This is a genomic window from Clostridium felsineum DSM 794, from assembly GCF_002006355.2.
Lineage (GTDB): Bacteria > Bacillota > Clostridia > Clostridiales > Clostridiaceae > Clostridium_S > Clostridium_S felsineum.
This window is the reverse complement of the sequence record NZ_CP096980.1, coordinates 2,379,829-2,403,534: the sequence shown is the minus strand read 5'-3', so window position 1 is coordinate 2,403,534 and position 23,706 is coordinate 2,379,829. Positions and strand designations below refer to the sequence as shown.

Here is a 23,706-nt window from a genome sequence, read left to right as displayed (position 1 = left end):
TATTCCATCGAATATACAATTAATTACATGAGCCTACATGTTAGATATTTCCTTTATAAGCTCTTCAACTAAATCTTCTTCCTTGACCTTTTTTATTATTTCGCCCTTTTTAAATATAAGGCCTTCTCCTTTTCCACCAGCTATACCTATATCAGCCTCTCTTGCTTCACCTGGACCATTTACAACACAACCCATTACAGCTACCTTTATGTTTTTATTAGAATTTTCAAGTCTTTTTTCAACTTCATTTGCAATTTTTATAAGATCAATAGATGTTCTTCCACAAGTTGGACATGAAACAAACTCTACTCCATTCTTAATATAACCAAAGGTTTTTAAAATTTCTTTTCCTACTTTAACTTCTTCAACTGGATCCCCTGTAAGAGATACTCTTATAGTATCGCCTATACCCTCACTTAAAAGTGCACCTATACCTATAGAAGATTTTATTGTTCCTCTCCATATTGTTCCAGCCTCTGTAACACCAAGATGCAAGGGATAATTTACTTTCTTCGATATCAATCTGTAACTGTCTATCATCATTTGTACATTTGAAGATTTTATAGATATTACTATATCATTAAAATCTACATCTTCTAATATTTTCACATGCCTTAAAGCACTTTCTACTAAGGCTTCACTACAAACTTTTTTATATTTGCTCAAAATATCTTTTTCAAGAGAACCGGAATTCACACCAATCCTAATAGGTATATTTTTCGCTTTAGCGCTTTTAGCAACAAGTTCAACTCTATCTTTACTTCCTATGTTTCCAGGATTAATTCTTAATGCTGAAACGCCGTTTTTTATAGCTTCAAGTGCTAATCTATAATCGAAATGTATATCCGCAACTACAGGAAGTGTTACATTTTTTGTTATTTCATTTAAAGCAGCAGCAGCTTCAAGATCAGGTACAGCACAGCGTACTATATCACAACCATAACTTTCTAATTTTTTTATTTGAGCTATGGTTTCTTTTGCATTTCTAGTATCAGTATTTGTCATAGATTGTACTGTTACCCTTGAATCTCCTCCTACATACACATTTCCGACTTTAATTTTTCTAGTCTCCACTCTCTGCATTGTTTAATTACCATCCCTTCAAAATTAAAAATTAATAGGATATACTAAATCTTTAATAGTAACTACAACCATTAATAGCATAAGTAAGGCAAAACCTATTGTATTAATAAATCCTACTTTATCATCATCAACCTTTTTACCAGTTATCATTTGAAATAAGAATAACAAAACATATCCACCATCAAGGGCAGGGATAGGTAAAAGGTTCATAACTCCAAGCTGTGCACTTATAAATGCAATGAAATTAATGAGTTTTATAAAACCTGCATTAGCGGCAGCACCTGTTACTTTTATTATACTTACAGGACCAGAAACATCTTTTGCAGATGCTTTACCTGTAACCATCATCTTAAGACTTAAATATACGGTTTTTATCATTGTTACAGTTTCAGATGCACCATATTTAGCTCCTTGCATTATTGTAGGTTTTTCTATGATCTTGGGATATATCCCCATAATATAAAGCTTTTCTTTTTTATTATACTCAGGTTTAAGTGTTAACTTTTTTAGTACGCCATCTCTTTTTAAAGCTACATTTATACTTTCACCTTTATTGAGTGCCATGTTAAAGGAAATATCTTCCCAGGTATGTACTGAATAATTATTTATTTTAACTATTGTATCTCCAGCCTTTATACCAATTTTTTGCGCTGGAGAATTAGCAGTTGGCTTTGCTACAGTAGGAAGTGGTATTCCCTGCACAGTTCCAACTATACAAAATAAAACCGCAGCTAAAACCAAATTCATAATAGGACCAGCAACAACTATACTAAGCCTTCTACCTGATGATTTATTGTTAAAAGCACGTGGATCCTCACTTTTTGTTTCATCTCCAAGCATTTTTACGTAACCACCTATAGGTAAAACCCTAATTGAGTATTGCGTTTCTTTTCCTTGTATCCCCAAAAGCTTAGGTCCCATGCCAATTGAAAATTCTTCCACCTTAACGTCATTTAGTTTTGCTAATATGAAATGGCCTAATTCATGTATTAATATAAGTACACCGAAAGCCAATATAGCAATAACTATATTTAAAAAACTCAAATTCATCACCCCTAGAATATATTTTTACCTTTTAGATATTCTGTAACCTCATTACTTTTATTTATTATAGTATGAGCATTTATATTGTTTACATTCTCAAAATGATTCAATGCATCTTCAATTAATTCTTGAATTTTCGTAAACTTAATCTTACTGTTTAAAAATAAATCTACAGCATATTCATTTGCACTATTTAAAACAGCTGGCATTATACCACCAGACTTTCCGGCCTCATAAGCAAATTTCAAACATTTAAAAGTTTCCATATCAGGTTTCTCAAATTGCAAATTAGGAATAGAAAAAAAGTCAATAGGCGTAGCTATGGCTTCCTTTCTTACCGGATAGTTTAACGCATATTGTATAGGCAGACGCATATCAGTAGGACCTAGTTGTGCTATAACGCTTCCATCTTTATACTGAACCATTGAATGAACTATACTTTGAGGATGTACTAATACCTGTATTTTTTCATAGTTGACTTTAAAAAGCCAATGAGCTTCTATAACTTCAAGTCCTTTGTTCATGAGCGTAGCAGAATCAATTGTTATCTTTTTTCCCATATTCCATTTCGGATGATTTAAAGCATCACTTAAAGTTACATTATTAAGTTCATCAAAATTCTTATCTCTAAAAGGTCCACCAGAGGCTGTTAAAAGTATTTTATTTATATCCTCATATTTATTTCCTTGAAGGCATTGAAATATAGCTCCATGCTCTGAATCAACAGGGAGTATGTTCACACCATATTTTTCAGCTTCCTTTGTTACTATTTCACCAGCTACAACAAGTGTTTCTTTATTTGCAAGTGCTATATCCTTTCCGCTCTCTATTGCTTTTAAGGTAGGAATAAGCCCTATCATTCCAACTACAGATGTAACTACAATATCAGTTTCATTATAAGTTGCCACTTCATTAAGAGCGTCGTATCCAAGCTTCACCTCTGTTGTTATATTGTTTTCTTTGCAATATTCAAGAACTTTATTATAAGCAGATTCATCTATCATAACAACAAGCTCTGGTTTAAACTCATTTATTATTTCTATTATTTTTTCAAAATTTCTATAGGCACTAATGGCTAATAATTTAAAAGATTCACTATCATGCCTTATTACATCAAGAGTTTGGGTTCCAATAGACCCAGTAGCCCCTAATATAGATATGTTTTTCATTGTATCACTCCTAGTTTAAGACAATATTATTTCTTTTGCAGTTATAACATAGATTGGTGCTATAAATAAACCTATTATTCCAAAAATTTTAATCCCTATGTATACAGATATTATTATTATAAGTGGATGAAGTTTTAAAGTATTGCTCATGAACTTAGCCTCCATAATTTGCCTTGATATTTGCAAAAAAACATAGAGAGCTATTAATCCCAAAATAACAATATAATTTCTAGTATATAATCTATATAATATTAATGGAATAAAAACTATTATAGTACCTACATAAGGCAATATATCCAAAAGCCCACAGATTATTCCAAGCATAAAATAATCATTTATTCCTAATACAAAGAAACCCACTATAGTTTCTATTGTTGTAATAAGTACCAAAAATGTTTCAACTTTTATTAACTTTTTTATATCTTCAAACTTTCGTATAATCATATGTACCTTATTTTTAGTGAATAATTTTTCAGTTAAATTAACTATATCATATTTATCTACCAAAATAAAGTAAACCGATATAGTAGCAACAAAATATGTTAATATGCTATCTGTAGTATAAAGAGCGCCTTTGGTAAAAAAATCAGCATTAAACAACTTGTCTACAAACATATTAACTTTATTTAATAAAATATTTACATTAAGTTCACCTATAATTGGTATTTTACTAATATTATCTATATCATAAAAATTAGCTATATATATATTTAGTTTTTTTGCAACAAAATTTCCGATAGATAGCATAGAAAAAAATATTATTATATTTACAATAGTTATACTTACTATAGCATTGATTTGTGTGTTAAAAAGCTTATGATTATTAAGAAATTCATGTATTGGTCCACACAATATGATCAAAAGCACTATAGCAAGAAATGGCTTAAAGTAATACTTTATAAAAAAAGCTAAAAGTATAAAAACAAATAGAAGAATTATACACTCAATTAATTTCTTATAAATTTTCAATATGATTACCTCACAAAATAAAATAACTATAAGGTTTTTCCCTTATAGTTATTAATATTCAATGAATGCATCTTATATTATTTTTTTAGTTGATTTTTAGTATACCTACTGCAATTCCAATTAGCATTACTTGCTCATCTTCAGTTACTTTTATTGGTGAATATAGTTCGTTTTCTGGCATAAAAGTAACACCACTTTTATCTATCCTAAGTCTTTTGAGTGTTGCACTACCATCAATATTAACTGCTACAATATCTCTATCTTCAGCAGTACCTGTCTTTTTAATAACAACATAATCACCATCATTAATATCAGCATTTATCATACTGTCACCTTTTATTTTTAGTATAAAGCAATCTTTAGCACCTCTAACCCAATATTTTGGCAAATAGAATTTATCCTCTATTTGAGAATTTATAAATATTGGTTCACCAGCAGCTATTTCATTATAAACCGGTAATTTTGCTATTTCATTTTCAGCATACTCGATATTTTCAGAACTACCTGTTAAAATTATTTTTGAAGCTTCATAATTATCACGTTCAAAATTAAATATAGTCTTATGTTTAATGTCCTTATAAATAAATTTTTCTAGTGAATCTGTTATATTATCATTATAGTAACTACTCTTTAAATTATAGTTCTTTATTTTATTTTTATTTATCAATTTTATATTTTTCTTATTTATAAACCAAGAACTACTATTTTCTATCGAATCACTATTATATGTACAGAGCATAGTTGAATACTTTTCTTTTTTTCTTAAGGAATTAACAAAATCTATTTCAAGCTTCGTGAAATTTTCAATACCATTAACTATTATATGTGTAAATTTATACGAATTTTTATTACCAATATTTTTAATAGCAAGCTTAATCTTATCACAGCTATCAAATCTATTGTACTTAGTTAATTTATCGTTGTACAACAGCATAATTTTAAAAATACACTCTCTTAATAGTGAATTCCTATTGAGTCTAATATTTATGCTATTTCTAGAGGAATTACGTCCAGTACGTATTATATTTTGATAAACATTTATATCGTCATATCTAGAACTTTTAATCCACTCAATTTCTTCCTTAAGAAAATCAATGTATTTATTATTTAATATTTTGCTATCAGGATAAATATTTTTCAATTCATTTATACATTGTTCTATTATAGATCTTGACTCCTTTTCAGTTATAACTTTTATATTTGAAAAAAAATCAATAACGTCATCTAAAGTAGATATTTTTATAACATCTCCTTCAGGCTCAAGTAATGTTGTATATTTAAAGTTAGCATTTTCGTATATTGCCGAATATACATTTTTAAATTCATTTAAAGATTTTTTTGAACTATTAATTATTAGGATTTTATCTTCTCTTGATATACAATAATTATTTTTAAGGAAAATACTCCTACATGCAGCTACAGTGTTTTTTCCAGTATTTTTTTTACCTTTAACTAATATAAAAGAATTTTTTGTATCCTCTGCAATATTATTTTGAATACTAGTAAGTTTCAAAGTATTTTCCTCCTTAATAATTTTTAAAGTATATTTGAATTTACATTACAAAGCTTAAGTAGTAATACACTATTACTGATGTAAAAAGTATGCTGTCAAACCTATCCAATATTCCACCATGACCAGGTATTAAATTGCTGTAATCTTTAACCTTTGCATGACGTTTTATTGAAGATGCTGCTAAATCTCCGAATTGAGAGAAAACTCCACATAATAGTCCGATAATTATGTAGTGATATAAATTTAAACTAATTCCATATTTTGAAATTGCAAAGCCGTAAACAGTACAACCTATAATACTACCAAGAACACCACCGATAGAACCTTCTATAGTCTTTTTAGGACTTACTTTAGGACATAACTTTGTTTTTCCTAAAAATCTTCCAGCATAGTACGCTGAGGTATCACAAACCCAAGAAGCTATAAATATAATCCAAATAAAATAATTTCCATGTTTCAAATCATCTGTTAAAACGATAAAGCTAAAGAAAACTGCTACATATATAAAACCTAATATTGTAACTGATATATCTATATAATTATATTTAGTATTTAAAGTTGGTATACAGAGCATAAGAAATATTCCCATTACGATTATAAAAAGTACAAATTTATAATCAAGCTTATAATTTATTAAAACATAATAAGCTATACAAAGCAAATATCCTACAAGTGAAATAGGTTTAATATTTGCTTCTTTTGATACTTTATAATATTCATATAATCCAATCATAGATAAAGCAAAAACAAATAGTTTAAGCCATATACCACCCAAAAATAAAAATATTAGAAGAGGAGCTAAAAAAACTGCGCCCAAATATCTTTTGTTAAAACTCATTATTTTACGCCTCCAAATCGTCTATTCCTATTTTGATAATCTCTAATTGCATTATGAAGATCCTCCTTGGAAAAATCTGGCCAATTTATATTAGAGTACCAAAATTCAGAATATGCACATTGCCAAAGTAAAAAATTACTCAATCGCTTTTCACCACTTGGACGTATTATTATATCTGGATCAGGCATATCCCCAGTGTATAAATAGGATGAAAATACATCTTCATTTAAATTAAGTATATCATCTTTGGATAGCTTATTATTTTCATAATCCTTAAATATATTCTTAATTGCATTTAATATTTCATTACGACCACCATAATTAAGTGCTAAATTAAGCATAATGCCGGTATTATTTTTAGTCTTTTCTTTTGCATCATTTAATGCTGTAATGCACGATTCTGGAAGCTTTGATATATCGCCTACAGTATTTAAAATAACATTATTTTTATGGAGTTCGTTAAATTCTCTCTTTAAAAATTCAACAATAAGCCTCATTATTGCACTAACTTCTTCTTTAGGTCTTATCCAATTTTCAGTTGAAAAAGCATATACAGTTAAGTATTTTACACCTAAATCGCTACATTCTCTAACTATTCTTTTTAAAGCTTCACCACCAGCCTTATGTCCCATTGTTCTAGGCAAATTTTTCTTTTTTGCCCATCTTCCATTACCATCCATTATTATTGCAATATGTTTTGGTATATTAGAAAAATTAATATCTTCACTATCGTATTTGTTGTTTTTATCTGATTTTATAAAATTTAGCATTTTATTCTCTCCATTCAATATATAAATACATTGATATTTTAACATATATTTAATATAAAAAAAACCTGCACAAACAAGCAGGTTTTAAATAATATATATATATTGAGCTATATAGACATGATTTCTTTTTCTTTTGCGTCAACTACATTATCTACTTCTTTAACATAAGCATCTGTTTTTTTCTGAATATCATTTTCTGAACTTTTAACTTCATCTTCAGTTATAGAATTGTCTTTTTTTAAGTTCTTTACTTTATCATTTGCATCCCTACGAATAGATCTTAGAGCTACTTTACTATCTTCTCCAGCTTTTTTTATATTTTTCACTAGATTTTTTCTTGTTTCCTCTGTAAGTTCAGGAATAACAAGTCTCATTGATGTACCGTCATTAGATGGATTTAAACCCAAATCAGAAACTAATATTGCTTTTTCAATACTTTTCATAGCTGATTTATCCCAAGGTTGAATCATAAGTATTCTTGATTCAGGCACTGATATGTTAGCTAACTGATTTAATGGAGTCATAGTTCCATAATAATCAACTTCAATTCTATCAAGCATAGCTGGAGTAGCTCTGCCAGCTTTCATAGATGCCAATTCTTTTTTTAAGGATGAAATGGTTTTTTTCATTTTTTCTTCTAATTCTTTAATTATATCATTTACCATAGAAATAAATCCTCCAAATCTATTTTGATACAATAGTACCTATTTTTTCACCTAAAACTGCTTTTCTTATGTTTCCAGAAACATCAAGTCCAAATACTATTATTGGTATATTGTTATCCATGCATAAGGAAGTAGCTGTTGAATCCATAACTTGAAGATTCTTTTCAAGAACTTCCATATAATTTAAATTATCGAACTTAATAGCATCGTCGTATTTATGTGGATCTTTATCGTAAACTCCATCTACTTTTTTAGCAAGAAGTATTACATCAGCTTCTATTTCAGCAGCCCTTAATGCAGCCGTAGTATCAGTAGAAAAATAAGGATTACCTGTTCCACCTGCAAATATAACAACTCTTCCTTTTTCAAGATGTCTCATTGCTCTTCTTCTGATAAAAGGTTCTGCTACTTGCTTCATTTCTATAGCGGTTTGGACTCTAGTATCCACATCCATGTTTTCAAGTGAATCTTGAAGAGCTAGAGCATTTATACATGTTGCAAGCATTCCCATATAGTCTGCAGTAGTTCTGTCCATTCCTTTACCGTTTCTTCCACGCCATATATTTCCACCGCCTACAACGGCTCCAACTTCTATTCCTAAATCAACAATTTCTTTAATTTCTTTAGCAATTCTATTTGCTACTTCAAAATCAATACCGTAGCCATTAGTTCCCGCTAATGCTTCACCTGAAATTTTTAACATTACTCTTTTATATTTTATTGATTGCATACTGTACCTCCAATGCTACTATACATCATTTTATTTTAAAAAAAGAGAACACGCAGTGTTCTCCTATATGTTATTTACTCTGCTGCATTTGTTTTTGTACTTCTTCAGCAAAATTTTCTTCTTTCTTTTCGATTCCTTCGCCTCTTTCGAATCTTACGAAACTAGCTATTGAAAGGGCAGCACCTAATTCTTTTGACTTTTTGTCTATTAACTTTGAAATTGTTAAGTCAGAATCTCTAACCCATAATTGATCAAGTAAACATACTTCTTTTAAGTATTTTTTTATTCTGCCTTCAACCATTTTTTCAACGATTTTTTCTGGTTTTCCTTCATTTAATGCTTGAACTTTATAGATTTCTCTTTCTTTGTTCAATGCTTCATGATCAACAGAACTTTCATCTAAGTATAATGGATTTGCTGCAGCAATTTGCATACAAATGTCTTTAGCTAACGTATTAACTTCTTCTGAAACTTTATCAGCATTTAGGTTAACAAGAACTCCTATTCTTCCATCACCATGGATGTAGTTCTTTATTACTCCACTTTCATTTGCAAACTTAGTAAATCTTCTTAAATTTATGTTTTCACCTAATTTAGCTATTAACGCAGTGATAACATCTTTTAATTTAGCACTTCCATCTACATAAGTTTCTTCTAATAACTCTTCTACAGTATTTGCACTACTTTTTGCTGCTAATTTAACGATATTTTCTGCTAAAGCTTTGAAATCTTCATTTGCTGAAACAAAATCTGTTTCACAATTTACTTCAGCGATAGCACCGCTTTTTCCATCTTCATTTACATAAGCAACAACTAATCCTTCTGACGCTACTCTACCTGCTTTTTTAGCAGCTGCTGCTAATCCTTTTTCTCTTAGTATTTCTACTGCCTTCTCAGAATCTCCATTAGCCTCACTTAATGCTTTTTTACAAGCCATCATTCCGGCTCCAGTTCTTTCTCTTAACTCTTTAACTGCACTTGCAGAAATCATGTTTCATACCTCCGTTTTATGCTTTAATTCACATAAACAAATGAAGAAGAAATCTTCTTCATTTGTTCATTAAAGTATTTATATTATATACAAATTCTTATTTTTTTACTACTCAGCTAATTGTTCGCCTTGTCTTCCTTCAATTATTGCATCTGCAATTTTTGAAGTTATAAGTCTTACTGCTCTTATAGCATCATCATTTCCAGGAATTACATAATCAACTTCATCAGGATCACAATTTGTATCAACTATTGCAACAACAGGAATTCCCAATATTTTTGCTTCAGATATAGCATTCTTTTCTTTTCTTGGATCTACTACAAATAAAGCTCCTATATTAGATTGAGACATATTTACTATTCCGCCTAAATTTTTAACAAGTTTCTCTTCTTCACTCTTTAAAAGAATAACTTCTTTTTTAGGTAAAACTTCAAATGTTCCGTCTTCTTCCATTTTCTTCAAGCCATTTAATTTAGCAATTCTAGTTTTTATTGTATTGAAGTTTGTTAACATACCACCTAACCATCTATTGTTAACAAAATGCATTCCAGATCTTACTGATTCTTCAGCAATTGCTTCTTGTGCTTGTTTTTTTGTTCCTACAAAAAGTATATCCTTACCTTGTTCTGATACTTCTCTTATGAAGTTATAAGCTTCATCAATCTTTTTTACAGTTTTTTGAAGGTCTATTATATAGATACCATTTCTTTCTGTAAATATGTATGGAGCCATTTTTGGATTCCATCTTCTTGTTTGATGTCCGAAGTGAACACCAGCTTCTAATAATTGTTTCATTGAAATAACTGACATGATTTTTCCTCCTAAATTTTGTTATTACCTCCACTACCTTTTATTTAAAACCACTATAATTATATATAGCACAGATTTCAAATTGGATAGTGTGTGTATTTTTACCTATGTAAGTATATCACATACATAATATCTGTTCAAGAAGTTTCTTGAATTATTTTATTTTCTGTAAACCCTCTAACAATTTATCATTTAAAATCTTTATATGAGTTCCCTTCATTCCAAGAGATCTAGATTCTATAACTCCAGCACTTTCGAATTTTCTAAGGGCATTAACAATAACTGATCTAGTTATACCAACTTTATCTGCTATTTTAGAAGCTATAAGTAATCCCTCAGTTCCATCAAGTTCATTAAATATATGCTCAACTGCTTCGAGTTCAGAATAAGATAAAGTTCCTATAGCTAGTTGAACAACTGCTTTTTTTCTAGCTTCTGTTTCTATTTCATCATTTTTAGATCTTAATATTTCTAATCCCACAATAGTTGCACTATATTCAGCTAAAACTAAATCGTCATCAGTAAATTTTTTAGTAAACCTAGCTAAAACTAAGGTACCCAATCTTTCTCTATTTCCTATAATTGGAACTATAGTTGATACCTTGTCTTCAAATTCACATTTCTCATCACCATAAAATGTGCAAAATTCAGTATGTTTTAAATTAGCATTAGTTTCTGAACACTCTAAAAGTTTTAAATTATATGAATCAGGAAATTTCTTATTAGGAATTATTTCTTTCTTTAGCTTGTCACATTCAAATCCGCTTGAAAAATTATTACCTAGTATTTTCCCTTTTCTACTTACAACATATACATTACATTCTAGTACTTCACTTAATAAATTGCATATATCATCAAAGACAACTGGTTCTGTTCCCGATTTTTGGAGTATTGTATTTAGCTTACGTGTTTTATTTAATAGTATAGACATTACTATTCCTCCCGATTTCCTTATCATTTAGTAAATAAAATATTATAATTTTTCTCAACATTTAGAATTATCAATTCATCTATTAAAGATAATATCATATATGTTTTTTTTATTCAACCGTATTATTTACAATTACGACAATTATAACTATAATAATACAATTATTTTTTATCTGGGGTAGGATTTGTCTTTTCATATTTACATTCTGTATTAGAACATTGTAAATAATCACCCTTAGATTTACTTGATTTTTTAACCATAAAGCTTCCACATTCAGGACATTTATCCTCTACCGGTTCAAACCAGCTTACAAAGTCACACTTTGGATAGTTACTACAACCAAAAAATTTTCTTCCCTTTTTGCTTCTTCGTATAATTACATCTCCACCACATTTAGGACATTTTACTTCTAATTTTTCTACAATAGGTTTTGTATTTTTGCAATCAGGATACCCTGGACATGCCAAAAAGTCCCCAAACCTACCGTGTTTAATAACCATATTTCTTCCGCATTTATCACATTTTATATCTGTGACTTCATCTTCAATGGTTATTTTAGCCACTTCTTTTTCGGCAATTTCAATTGCCTCTTTTAGCGGTTTAAAGTACTCATCAACTATTTCTTTCCAATTTTCTTTGCCTTCTTCAACGTTGTCTAGTTTATTTTCCATATCAGCAGTAAATTCAACGTCTATAATTTGTTTAAAATAATCACTCAATATATTATCAACTATACTTCCCAACTCAGTCAAATATATAGCTTTCTTTTCCTTTTTAACATACTTTCTGTCAATAAGTGTTGAAATTATAGGAGCATACGTACTAGGTCTTCCTATTCCATTTTCCTCTAATGTTTTTACTAAGGATGCTTCAGTAAATCTTGCTGGTGGCTGAGTAAAATGCTGTTTACCATCAACATTATCTACATTTAATAAGTCCCCCTTTTGTAATACAGGTATCTTTTCGTTATCTTCTTCTTCTTCAATATTATATTTGTATATTTTCATAAAACCTTCAAATTTAATATTACTTCCAGAAGCTCTAAAAGTATAGTCACCATTTGTTATTTCAATAGAAAGGGTGTTTAAAATGCAATTTGCCATTTGGCTTGCCATAAATCTTGACCATATTAAATTGTATAGTTTAAATTGATCATCCTTTAGGCTGGCTTTAACCATACTTGGAGTAAGCTCTATATATGTTGGTCTGATTGCTTCATGAGCATCTTGAATATTTTTTTTACTTTTATATTGTTTTGGGTTTGCTGGCAAGTATTCCTTACCATATTCTTTAGTTATGAAATCAGCAGCAGCATCTTGTGCTTCTTTTGAAATCCTAACAGAATCAGTTCTCATGTACGTAATAAGACCTATTGTACCATGTCCTTTAACATCTACTCCTTCATACAATTGTTGAGCTACTGACATTGTCTTTTTAGTTGAAAAATTTAGTTTTTTATTTGCATCTTGTTGAAGTGTACTTGTTGTAAATGGTGGCAAAGTATTTTTATTCTTTGTACCTTCCTTTACATTTTCAACTTTAAATTTATTTTTCTTTATAGCACTTATTATTTGTTCATTTTCTTCCTTATTGCCTATTTTTAACTTTTTACCTTTAAATGAAGTTAATTTTATTGTAAATTTATCCTTCTTAGAATCTTTATATACTGAAGCATCTATACTCCAATACTCTTCAGGTTTAAAATCATTTATAAGTTTTTCTTTATTGCATATCATTTTAAGCGCAACAGATTGAACTCTACCGGCACTTAATCCCCACTTTACTTTTCGCCATAGAATTGGACTTATTTTATAGCCAACTAATCTATCTAAAACCCTTCTTGCTTGTTGAGCATCTACAAGATTAACATTTATTTCTCTTGGAGTTTTTATGGCACTTTTTATAGCATTTTTAGTTATTTCATTGAATTCTATTCTACACTTTTCATTTTCATCTATTTTAAGGACCTTTGAAAGATGCCAAGAAATAGCTTCGCCTTCCCTATCAGGGTCAGTAGCAAGATATACTTTATCGCATTTTTTAGCTGCTTTTTTTAGTTTATCTAAAAGCTCACCCTTTCCTCTAATTGTTATATATTTAGGATTATAATTATCATCTATATCTACTCCTAAAGTACTTTTAGGAAGATCTCTAACGTGCCCCATTGATGCTTCCACAATGTAATTTTTCCCCAGATATTTACCTATAGTCTTGGCTTTAGCTGGAGATTCCACTATTACTAGTTTATGTCCCATCTTATCCCCTCCAAAATAAAGTTTATATATTTACAAATAGCTATTTACTCTTACATAATAACTTCCACTTAAGCATAATATTTTATTTTTCAACTGCATTTCAAATAATAACTCATAAAGTTCCTGAATGTCAATATTAAGAACTTGTTTTATATCATCAACATGAACAGGCTTATCACTAATAATATTGTAGACTTTCCTTTGATTTTCAGACATTAAGTCATATGATGAATTATTGTGAATTTTTTTAAAATTAATTTTTTTAAAATTTAGAATTCCATATACATCATCAGCATTCTTTATTACATGTGCACCATCCTCAATGAGTTTATTAGTTCCCCTACTCATTTTAGAGAAAACAGATCCTGGAACAGCCCCAACATCCTTCCCTTGTTCTAACGCTGCTGTTGCTGTTATTAATGAACCACTTTTAACATCTGCTTCAGTAACTAAAATCAAGTTACTTAGTCCACTTATAATTTTATTTCTAACTGGGAAATTATATGGCATAGGTTTTGTATTTGGTTTATATTGAGAAATTATACACCCTTTTCTAATAATTTGGCAATATAAATCTTTATTTTCTTTCGGATAAATAACATTTGCTCCACAACCAAGAACAGCACAAGTATATCCTTTATTTTCTACACATGTTTTATGAGCGTATGTATCAACTCCCCGTGCCATACCACTTATAATTCCAATTCCATTTAAGGATAAATCACGAGAAATTATCTCAGTAACATCTTTTCCATATTGTGTACATTTTCTTGAACCAACCATAGCAACAGTATATGTAAGCTCATTCAATTTTTTAATATTCCCTTTATAAAATAACCCGTAAGGCATATCATCATAGTTCTTTAGTATATTAGGATAGTTTTCATCATTAAAAAAAACTATTTCTATTTCTTCTTTTGACATCATATCCTTTATATAATTTATCTTTTCCATATCAAATTTATACTTTTTAATTATATCTGAATTCTTAAAATTATATAAAATTTCATCTGAGTTTTTATAGATTTTCAGAAGTTCTAATTTTTGTTTATAAGGCAACTCCAATATTGTAAACCACAAATCATTATCGTACATTTAATTGTTCTCCTAATACAATTTTTATAAATATTTATTTTTTATACAAATTCTTTATGCATAATTATGTTCACAAAAAATATTTTTATTCAAAAAATTTTATTAGCTAGAACTAATTTGTACATATTATAAATATAAAATTTAATATCTATAATTTGTCCATCTCTAATTTCAAATATCACTTACTTGATTAGATATCTTACACTAACATCTATACCACCCACTAATTTTAGATTCCTCAAAGCAATCTTTTAGTTCTATATTCACATTAATATAAGAAGGATTTTATTAATAGTACTGGTTATTCCTATTTTTATATACATTATTATAGGAAGCATATAAATTTAAAGTTTCTTTGAATACTTACACTATTGATTTTTAGAAAAAAAAGTGATTGTGTATTCTTTTTAATTAATATCTATCAACTACGAGCTTTAATACGATTTTAACTACCTTTGAAATCATGTTTATTACCCAAACAAATCCAACTCCAAACATAATATCGTAGGATAAGTTAAGTAAAAAAAGATGCTTTTCAAAATCACCGTGCCCCGCTCCTATAACAGGAAGAATAAATTGAGATGATCCTAAAACTAATATAAAAATTAGCATTAAATTTAGAAGTCTAACAAAAATATCTCTACCTTTTACTAAATATAATAAACATATTGCAAAATACATTAATGAAAAAGCAATAAATATATATATATTTCTATGTATTGCAGGGAATTTTTCTATTAAAATACTTCTAAAAGCATTAAATTTCTTATTAGGTGCATATTCACCTTTAACAAAATTACATGCGCCTGGTACGTCCATTACTTCATATGCAGAATTAGCAGCATCAACAATCTTTTGCCACATTCTAGTAGGATGATTCAAATAAAAAAAGAGTATTTTAAAATTAGATACATAAGGATAAAAATTTGTAAGCATATCTTTACTTGTAGGATTTAGTCCATCAGTTTTTTTGTAGAAGGAATGCCCTTTAAATACCTTAAATCTCGCTTCAATACCTAACTCTTTCAAATCTCTTTTAGGATTATTTGAACCACGAAGAACTCCTGAAAAAACTGATTGATATATATTGTTTTCATTAATAAACTTTGTCAATGAAAAATAAGAAATACAACACATAAAAATTACTATTATAGAGCTTATAAATATTGTTTTTCTTATCTCAATATTTTTATATGAAATAAATAACACCGTGTAAATTATCAGCATAAAGAGAAGCATTGGTATATTTTGAGATTTAGCTGTTAAAAAACATGCTGAAGCAATAAAAAAGTATATGAAATGTCTTTTTTTCACCTCAGATTTACTTATTAAATTCAAATAAGTTCCTAAAGTTAAAATTAAAAAAGCAAAGGTTCCGGCTTCGCCAAAAAATGAGTTGAAATATTCAATATAGCAGGTACTTGTAAAGAATAAAATTATGTATACACCTAAAAGAATTCTTGAAAATTTATTAAACTTTTTACAATTAACTATAAAAAATATTCCAATTAAAAATATACAACTATAAACAAAAGCAATATATCTTATATCAAATAAATTTGATTCAAAACCATTAACTATAAAGAAAATAATAGAAGATATTTTTAAAACTAAAGAACAGGAAACCCAATCTTTATAAAATATCAAAGGAAGTCCTAAGGGTGATATTGAATAATTTATGTGTAAAAAATAGTCATAAATTTTTTTATAATTATCTGATAGGTTATCTATATCTCCATATATCATCAATCTTCCAAAATCTCCATTATCGCATTTACCAATAATAGGATTTATAAAAAGTGTATTTATTAATATTATTAAAACTATACTTATTATCAATAGTTCAATAGTATAATTTTCTATAGCATTTTTAAGTATGTTTATAATTTTTTTATGCATATAATCCTTCCTTTTACGAATATTGACTTGTACTACTTCATTTCATATGACAAAAATGAGAAATATTAGTATACACATGTTAAAATTATATTAAAACCTATATGGCTTGAACAATAACACTGGTTTATTATTCAAGCCATATAGGTTTACTATAATTTTACTACACTATTTCTTTCAATTAAATCTGTATCAATTTCTATTTTTATAGGAACTAATCTCTCAGCTTCATCTATTTTATTTATAAGTCTTCTAACTGCAAGCACCCCCATTTCAGTGGTGTAAACCTTTATAGTTGTCATACTTGGAGAAATTACTGAACTTATTTCAATATCATCAAAACCGATTATAGAAACATCCTCTGGTATTTTAATTCCATGCTCTATTATAGCTTTAATCGCACCTAAAGCTATAATATCATTAAAAGCAAAAAAAGCTGTTGGTAAGTCTTTTTTGTTATGTACTTCTAAATACTTTTTCATATCTAAATACGAACCATTTAAGGTAGGCTCAAGTAATATATTGTCTTCCTTTTTTAGTAATATTCCTGATTCATTAATAGCCTTCTCAAATCCCATTTTACGATGTTTGAAATTATTTATATCAATAGAACTACCCAGCATTCCAATTCTTTTATGACAATTTTCTATCAAATATTTAGTAGCCCTAAAAGCCCCTGTTATGTTATTAATCAATATATAATCGTTGCTCTTATTATCAAAATAATTATCTAAAACAACCATAGGAATATCTAAATTATTAAACTTTTCGAAATCCATTTCATCCATCTCTGTTGCCAAAAGTAACACTCCATCTACTTTTCTTTGATCTATTATACTAGTAATATCATCTTTACTATGCTCCCCATCAATCACTTGGGATATTAATAATTCATATCCATTTTGCCTACACTGATCTTCACACGCCCCTATTAAAGAAGTGAAAAATTGGGTATCAGAAACAACATAGCCATGTTTTTTAAAAATAATTAATCTAATTACTTTTTCCTCGCTTTTTCTTCTTGTACTGAAATATCCCAATTCCTCAGCTATTTTAATAATTTTTGCTTTAGTCTCTTGTCCTACTCCCTTTCTATTATTTAAAGCATTTGATACAGTTCCTGGAGATACACCAGCTAATTTTGCAATATCTTGCATAATAGTTTTCATTTCAATTCTCCTCATCTATATTAACATCTTATACTTCTATTACTATAATGACTTTACAATATAACTAAATATTTATTAAATTATTACAGTACTAATTATAACCAAAAAATATATTATAGTCAAAATAGCAATTGTAAAATTTGAATAAAATTACAATAAAGCTCAGTTAATTTTATACCTAACTGAGCTTTGATAAATTTTTTACTACCTCTTACTCTCCACGAAGCCAAGCTTTAACTTTCTCTTCAACATCATCATAAAAATCAGGATTTAAATGAGGAATGTATTTACACGCTTCATATACAACTGGTAATATATCTTTATGAATACCAGTACAGTGATGAACATATGGACCTGTAACCAATTTATCTTCAAGTCTTGATAAATTTTCAACTTCAACCCATAAATACGCACCTTGTATGTATGGTCCTTCTACTCCCTTTGCACCTCCAAGTAATATTGAATATTCTCCATTATCTCCATCAAATCTTAAAAGAGATATATCTCCACCCTCAATTTCTGCAAAAGAAGCTCCTGTACACCCACTTTCAAGTGCAAATGGAACTGAGATTTTAGCTTTTTCATTTTTTTTAGTCAATGAAATAGGAAAACATCCACAATGCTGAAGTAGTTCTCCATTTTTATTAGTTGGATGAGCAACAGTCCAGTCAGCAAAAAATGGTGCTGTTTGTCCCATTGCTGCAGCTTGAGCTATTACAGATGTGACAGCTCCATGTATATCAGTCTCGCATACAACTGGAATTCCTTCATCTGTTAATAATGCGTTTGCCATGCATGGCATTATTTTAAGTTCATCCTGAAGTGCTGTCCAACATTGTATTGCTACAGCACTGCATCCAAATTCACTAGTCAATTCACTATAGGCAACCTTTAACGCTGCAACATTTTCAACAATATCATCTGAAACAGTTATGTCTAACACTTTTTTCATATATGTTATCGTTTCTTGAACTTTTTCTTTTTCATCTACTTTAACCTTTTTAACCTTAGCTACAAATTCCGTCATTGATATTGGATAAATTTGTATCCCGAATTTCTCTAATAATTCTCCCTCATTACACATCATAGTCCAGAATGATGATGGGCGGGTTGAGATTTGAAGAATTCTTAAATTTGCTAGCTCTTTAACAACATTACTAGCAGCAATAAAGTTTTTTAATCCTCTTTTAAATGCTATACTATCCAAGGTAGAATTAGGAATATATGTAAATGGTATTTTAAAACGTCTTAATATTTTTCCTGTGGCAAAAAGTCCACATTGAGTATCCCTAAGTCTTGTCCCATCAGATAGTGGTGCATCATCACGAGGTCCCCATAATAATACTGGTAATTGCATTTTTGAAGCAACCTTTGCTACTAAATCTTCCGATCCAAAATTACAATGTGGAAAGAATATAGCATCTACCTTTTCTTTTTTAAACTTTTCTACTACTTTCTCCACATGTTCCTCCAAAAACAATAAGCCTTCTTCATTTATATCATCTATATTTACAAAATCCACATCTAATTTTTTTAATTTTTCACAAGTTAAGTCTTTATATTTTATAGCATCTTCTTTACTAAATATAGATCTACGTGTTGATGCTACTCCTAATTTTATTTTAAATTCTTTCATTATTAATTCCTCCTAAATTTGTATACATAATTTATTTTCCAAATGCTTCAGACCAATCATTTTTGAATTTTTTCAGACCTTCCTCTGTTAAAGGATGTTTTATCATCTGAGTAATTAATGAATATGGAACCGTTGCTATATGTGCTCCCGCCTTCGCTGAATCTATAACATGTATTGGGTTTCGTACACTTGCAGCTATTATTTTTGTTTGTATTTTATGAACTCCAAAAATTTCTGCTATATCACGTACTAAATCCATTCCACTCATTGAAATATCATCCATTCTACCAATAAACGGGCTTACATAGGTAGCACCTGCATTTGCAGCAAGAAGTGCTTGAGCTGCTGAAAATATTAAGGTTACATTAGTCTTTATACCTTCATCTGCTAAAACCTTAGTTGCTTTAAGGCCTTCACTTGTCATAGGAATTTTTACCACCATATTTTTATGGATTTTAGCTATATTTAGCCCTTCTTCAATCATTTCTTTTGAAGCTTCACTTATAACCTCACCACTTATAGGTCCATCTACTATATCTGTTATTTCTTTTATAACTTCATTAAAATCTCTTCCCTCTTTTGCTATTAGGGATGGATTAGTTGTTACCCCACTTATTACTCCCATTTCATATGCTTCTTTAATATAATTTACATTGGCTGTATCTAAGAAAAATTTCATTTTATCACTCTCTTCTAATCTTTAATCATTTTCTAATTCAGTTAAATACAAAACGCTTTTAACGGCATTTTTCCATCCTTTATATAATTTTTCTCTTTCTTCAACTTGTATTTCATTTTTATAACTTTCTACCTTATTGCACATGCTTTTTATGTTGTCCATACTATGCCACATTCCAATACCTAATCCACCAAGCATTGCAGCTCCTAATGAGGATAATTCTTCATTAATATTTTTTTCTATATTACAATCTAGTATGTTAGCTAAAAATTGATTATAAATTTTATTAGTAGTTACACCACCATCAATATTTAAATTATTTATCTTTATTTTGGTTTCGTTTTCAATTACGTCAATTGCATCCTTTACTTGATACGCAATACTCTCTAAAGCAGCTCTCATAATATGTTTCTTATTAGTATTTCTTGATATTCCGACAATTGATGCTCTTGCAGATCCTTTCCAATGAGGTATGCCAAGCCCTAAAAAGGCTGGAACTAAATATACACCTTCATTATTTTTAACTTCATCAACTGCCTTATTGAATTCATCAAAATTTTCAAATAAACCGAGCTCTTTATGAATCCAATTTATGGTATCACCACTTGAATTTATAATGCCTTCAATACCGTAATTAATATGCTTTTTAGTAACATACGCTATAGTTGAAACTAAGCCATTCTTAGATTCAATATAATCATGTCCTACATTTACCATAATTGAATTTCCTGTACCAAAGGTTGACTTTGCAGAGCCTACTTCAAAACATCTTTGACCAAATAAAGCCCCCTGTGAATCTCCTATTACACCGCATACTTTCAAGGATTTTTTTAGATTTCCTTGTAGATTGGTCTCCCCAAAAATTTCGTCAGAAGGGTGAATTTTAGGAAGTATAGAATATGGAATATTAAAAACCTGCAATAATTCTTGATCCCATTTCAAAGTTTTTATATTAAGAAGTAGTGTTCTGCTAGCATTGGTATAATCAGTTACATGAAATTTGCCATTAGTTAAATTCCATATTAACCAACTATCTATAGTTCCAAATAACAAGTCCCCTTTTTCTGCTTTTCCTCTTGCTCCTTTAACGTTATCCAGTATCCACTTGATTTTTGTACCAGAAAAATATGGATCTAACCTTAATCCTGTCTTTTCTATAATCATTTCTTCATATTCTTCAAGTTCATTGCAAATACTATCCGTTCTTCTGCATTGCCAAACTATAGCATTATATACGGGCTGACCTGTGTGCTTATCCCACACAACAACCGTTTCTCTTTGATTAGTAATTGATAAACATGCTATCTCTTCTTCTTTTATTTGATTTACTTTTATAATTTCATTTATTACGCATTTTAAATTTTCATATATTTCTGTTGGATTATGCTCAACCCATCCCCTATGAGGATATATCTGCTTATGACTTTTAGATATTTTATACTTAACAGTTCCAGTATCATCTACTATTAATGCCTTTGTAGATGATGTACTTTGATCAATGGTCAATATATATTTTTTCATAAGCCTTACCCTACTTTTCTAGTAATTCTTTCGCTATTTTTATTAAATTATCAGCAGTCAATCCGTAATAATCAAATACTTCTTTTGAGTTTCCTGTTATAGGGGCTTCATCAGGAATTGCAACAATTTTCATTTTTGTAGGTTCATTTTGGCAAACCACTTCTGAAACAGCAGCTCCAAGTCCACCATAAATACTGTGTTCTTCTACTGTAATAATAGCTTTTGTTTCTTTAGCCGCCTTTAAAATCACTTCTTCATCTATTGGTTTTATTGTATGCATACTCAAAACCCTACAAGTTACTCCAATGTCTTCTAATCTTTTACTTGCATCCAATGCTATCTTAACAGTTTCCCCTGTTGCAATTATTGTAATATCATTACCTTCATGCAAAATATTTGCTTTACCAATTTCAAATTCAAAATCCTCATTTTCGTACACATCTTCTACTGGATTTCTCCCAATACGAATGTATGCAGGTTTATTATATTCTTGAAGCGCTTTAATCATTTTTTTAGTTTCAAATCTATCAGCTGGAAGTAGTACTGCAATGCCAGGAATAGCCCTAATAACTGCAATATCTTGAAGAGAATGATGTGTCATTCCAAGTGCTCCATAGCTTACTCCCCCACTAATACCAATTAATTTAACATTTGTCTTTGAATAAGCAATATCAACCTTTATTTGCTCCACACTTCTCATTGATAAAAAGCAAGCTGGAGATGCAACATAAGGTTTTTTTCCACAAGTTGCAAGTCCTGCAGCAATTCCAACACAATCTTGCTCTGCAATACCAACCTCAACAAACTGTTCTGGATATTGTTTTGCAAACTCACCCATAGATGCTGACCCTCTGGAATCACAGGTTAAAACCATAATATTTTTATCTTCCTTTGATAGTTCCATTAGTGTATCACATATAACTTGACGATTAGAAACCTTATTCATTTAAGTGTCCTCCTTCTAATTCTTTAGTAGCTTTTTTATATTCCTCCTCTGTTAACACCCCATGATGCCATTTAGCCTTATTTTCCATAAAAGAAATTCCCTTTCCCTTTACAGTGTTAGCTATTATCATTGTGGGTTTATCCTTTTTTATAGGAATTTTACTAAATATTTTTACTAATTCTTCAATGTTATTTCCATCTACTTCTACTACTTCCCAGCCAAAACTTATCCATTTATCCTTTAAGCTACCTAACGCCATTACTTCTTCAGTAGTTCCTGATATTTGAAGTCTATTTCTATCGATTATACCTATAAGATTATCTAATTTATAATTATGTGCAGCCATAGCTCCTTCCCAAATAGAACCTTCTGCTTGCTCGCCATCTCCCATCAATGTATAAACCCTATAATCCTTATTATCTCGTTTACCTGCTAATGCCATACCCACAGCTATTGGTAAACCGTGTCCTAAAGACCCTGTATTTACTTCTACACCATTATTTTTATTATTAGGATGTCCAATTAATGTAGAACCATATTTACTATAAGTTTTTAGTTTTTCTTTATCAAAAAAACCTCTGTCCGCTAGTATATAATATAAAGCTTCTGCAATATGTCCTTTACTTAATATAAATCTATCTCTGCCTAAATCACTAAATTTTTTAGAATCAATATTTAGTATATTATAATAAAGTGTTGTTAATATATCTATACTTGACATTGAACCACCAATATGTCCTGCTTTAGACCTATAGACCATATCCAAAACACCGCGTCTTACTTCAGTTGCTTTAACCTCCAAGTCTTTTACTCCTAGATTCATAACTTTTCCTCCTAAATATTTAATTTTCCAAAGTACAAAAGTTAATATTTTGATATCAAAAACAAGTTTTGTATTACGTTTACATTATATCACCGCAAAACAATTTAGTAAATATTTATTTTATTTTATAAAAATATTTACTAAATTGTTTTGCGGCTTTATTCAAAAATAGG

Annotated in this window: 21 protein-coding genes; all 21 read right to left on the bottom strand. The window is 29.2% G+C overall.

The window, feature by feature from the left end; genetic code table 11:
- Nucleotides 1–33 precede the first annotated feature (33 nt).
- Complete coding sequence (ispG, locus tag CLFE_RS11335) at nt 34–1,083, bottom strand: flavodoxin-dependent (E)-4-hydroxy-3-methylbut-2-enyl-diphosphate synthase (protein ID WP_077851545.1); 1,050 nt, start codon at nt 1,081–1,083, stop codon at nt 34–36.
- Between the two features lie 24 nt (nt 1,084–1,107).
- The gene (gene rseP, locus CLFE_RS11330; protein ID WP_077833329.1) at nt 1,108–2,127 is read right to left on the bottom strand and encodes an RIP metalloprotease RseP; all 1,020 of its coding nucleotides are present in this window, start codon (nt 2,125–2,127) and stop codon (nt 1,108–1,110) included.
- Between the two features lie 11 nt (nt 2,128–2,138).
- Complete coding sequence (gene dxr / locus CLFE_RS11325; RefSeq protein ID WP_077892589.1) at nt 2,139–3,296, bottom strand: 1-deoxy-D-xylulose-5-phosphate reductoisomerase; 1,158 nt, start codon at nt 3,294–3,296, stop codon at nt 2,139–2,141.
- A gap of 15 nt (nt 3,297–3,311) precedes the next feature.
- A complete protein-coding gene (locus CLFE_RS11320; protein WP_077833331.1) occupies nt 3,312–4,265 on the bottom strand; it encodes an AI-2E family transporter in 954 nt (317 codons plus the stop codon).
- A gap of 85 nt (nt 4,266–4,350) precedes the next feature.
- Nucleotides 4,351–5,778: a LexA family protein gene (locus CLFE_RS11315; protein ID WP_077892590.1), complete on the bottom strand. Its 1,428-nt coding sequence runs from the start codon at nt 5,776–5,778 to the stop codon at nt 4,351–4,353.
- Between the two features lie 40 nt (nt 5,779–5,818).
- The gene (locus CLFE_RS11310) at nt 5,819–6,616 is read right to left on the bottom strand and encodes a phosphatidate cytidylyltransferase (RefSeq protein ID WP_077892591.1); all 798 of its coding nucleotides are present in this window, start codon (nt 6,614–6,616) and stop codon (nt 5,819–5,821) included.
- Nucleotides 6,616–7,386 carry an undecaprenyl pyrophosphate synthase gene (gene uppS, locus CLFE_RS11305; RefSeq protein ID WP_077833334.1) on the bottom strand — a complete coding sequence of 257 codons (771 nt, stop codon included), beginning with the start codon at nt 7,384–7,386 and terminating at the stop codon, nt 6,616–6,618. The genes CLFE_RS11310 and uppS overlap by 1 nt, the downstream gene beginning before the upstream one ends.
- Nucleotides 7,387–7,493: 107 nt before the next feature.
- Complete coding sequence (gene frr, locus CLFE_RS11300) at nt 7,494–8,051, bottom strand: ribosome recycling factor (RefSeq protein ID WP_077851542.1); 558 nt, start codon at nt 8,049–8,051, stop codon at nt 7,494–7,496.
- Nucleotides 8,052–8,070: 19 nt separating this feature from the next.
- Entirely contained in the window at nt 8,071–8,781 is a 711-nt protein-coding gene (gene pyrH, locus CLFE_RS11295; RefSeq protein ID WP_077833336.1) for a UMP kinase, read from the bottom strand.
- Nucleotides 8,782–8,851: 70 nt separating this feature from the next.
- On the bottom strand, nt 8,852–9,772 hold the full coding sequence (gene tsf / locus CLFE_RS11290) for a translation elongation factor Ts (protein WP_077851541.1): 921 nt from the start codon (nt 9,770–9,772) through the stop codon (nt 8,852–8,854).
- Between the two features lie 108 nt (nt 9,773–9,880).
- Complete coding sequence (gene rpsB / locus CLFE_RS11285) at nt 9,881–10,582, bottom strand: 30S ribosomal protein S2 (RefSeq protein ID WP_077833338.1); 702 nt, start codon at nt 10,580–10,582, stop codon at nt 9,881–9,883.
- 154 nt (nt 10,583–10,736) lie between these two features.
- Nucleotides 10,737–11,513 carry a GTP-sensing pleiotropic transcriptional regulator CodY gene (gene codY / locus CLFE_RS11280; protein WP_077833339.1) on the bottom strand — a complete coding sequence of 259 codons (777 nt, stop codon included), beginning with the start codon at nt 11,511–11,513 and terminating at the stop codon, nt 10,737–10,739.
- A gap of 161 nt (nt 11,514–11,674) precedes the next feature.
- Nucleotides 11,675–13,768: a type I DNA topoisomerase gene (gene topA, locus CLFE_RS11275; RefSeq protein ID WP_077833340.1), complete on the bottom strand. Its 2,094-nt coding sequence runs from the start codon at nt 13,766–13,768 to the stop codon at nt 11,675–11,677.
- Between the two features lie 30 nt (nt 13,769–13,798).
- Complete coding sequence (gene dprA / locus CLFE_RS11270; RefSeq protein ID WP_077892592.1) at nt 13,799–14,863, bottom strand: DNA-processing protein DprA; 1,065 nt, start codon at nt 14,861–14,863, stop codon at nt 13,799–13,801.
- Nucleotides 14,864–15,274: 411 nt separating this feature from the next.
- The gene (wsfD, locus tag CLFE_RS11265) at nt 15,275–16,762 is read right to left on the bottom strand and encodes a glycan biosynthesis hexose transferase WsfD (RefSeq protein WP_077892593.1); all 1,488 of its coding nucleotides are present in this window, start codon (nt 16,760–16,762) and stop codon (nt 15,275–15,277) included.
- Nucleotides 16,763–16,911: 149 nt separating this feature from the next.
- A complete protein-coding gene (locus CLFE_RS11260; protein ID WP_077892594.1) occupies nt 16,912–17,928 on the bottom strand; it encodes a LacI family DNA-binding transcriptional regulator in 1,017 nt (338 codons plus the stop codon).
- A gap of 211 nt (nt 17,929–18,139) precedes the next feature.
- Nucleotides 18,140–19,564, bottom strand: coding sequence for an L-fucose/L-arabinose isomerase family protein (locus tag CLFE_RS11255; protein ID WP_077892595.1), 1,425 nt, complete (start codon nt 19,562–19,564; stop codon nt 18,140–18,142).
- A gap of 31 nt (nt 19,565–19,595) precedes the next feature.
- Nucleotides 19,596–20,243 carry a fructose-6-phosphate aldolase gene (fsa, locus tag CLFE_RS11250; RefSeq protein WP_077892596.1) on the bottom strand — a complete coding sequence of 216 codons (648 nt, stop codon included), beginning with the start codon at nt 20,241–20,243 and terminating at the stop codon, nt 19,596–19,598.
- A 21-nt stretch (nt 20,244–20,264) separates the two neighbouring features.
- A complete protein-coding gene (gene glpK, locus CLFE_RS11245) occupies nt 20,265–21,764 on the bottom strand; it encodes a glycerol kinase GlpK (protein WP_077892597.1) in 1,500 nt (499 codons plus the stop codon).
- A 10-nt stretch (nt 21,765–21,774) separates the two neighbouring features.
- The gene (locus tag CLFE_RS11240; RefSeq protein WP_077892598.1) at nt 21,775–22,710 is read right to left on the bottom strand and encodes a transketolase family protein; all 936 of its coding nucleotides are present in this window, start codon (nt 22,708–22,710) and stop codon (nt 21,775–21,777) included.
- Nucleotides 22,703–23,533 carry a transketolase gene (locus tag CLFE_RS11235; RefSeq protein WP_077892599.1) on the bottom strand — a complete coding sequence of 277 codons (831 nt, stop codon included), beginning with the start codon at nt 23,531–23,533 and terminating at the stop codon, nt 22,703–22,705. Before CLFE_RS11235 ends, CLFE_RS11240 begins: the two co-directional genes overlap by 8 nt.
- Nucleotides 23,534–23,706: the final 173 nt, after the last annotated feature.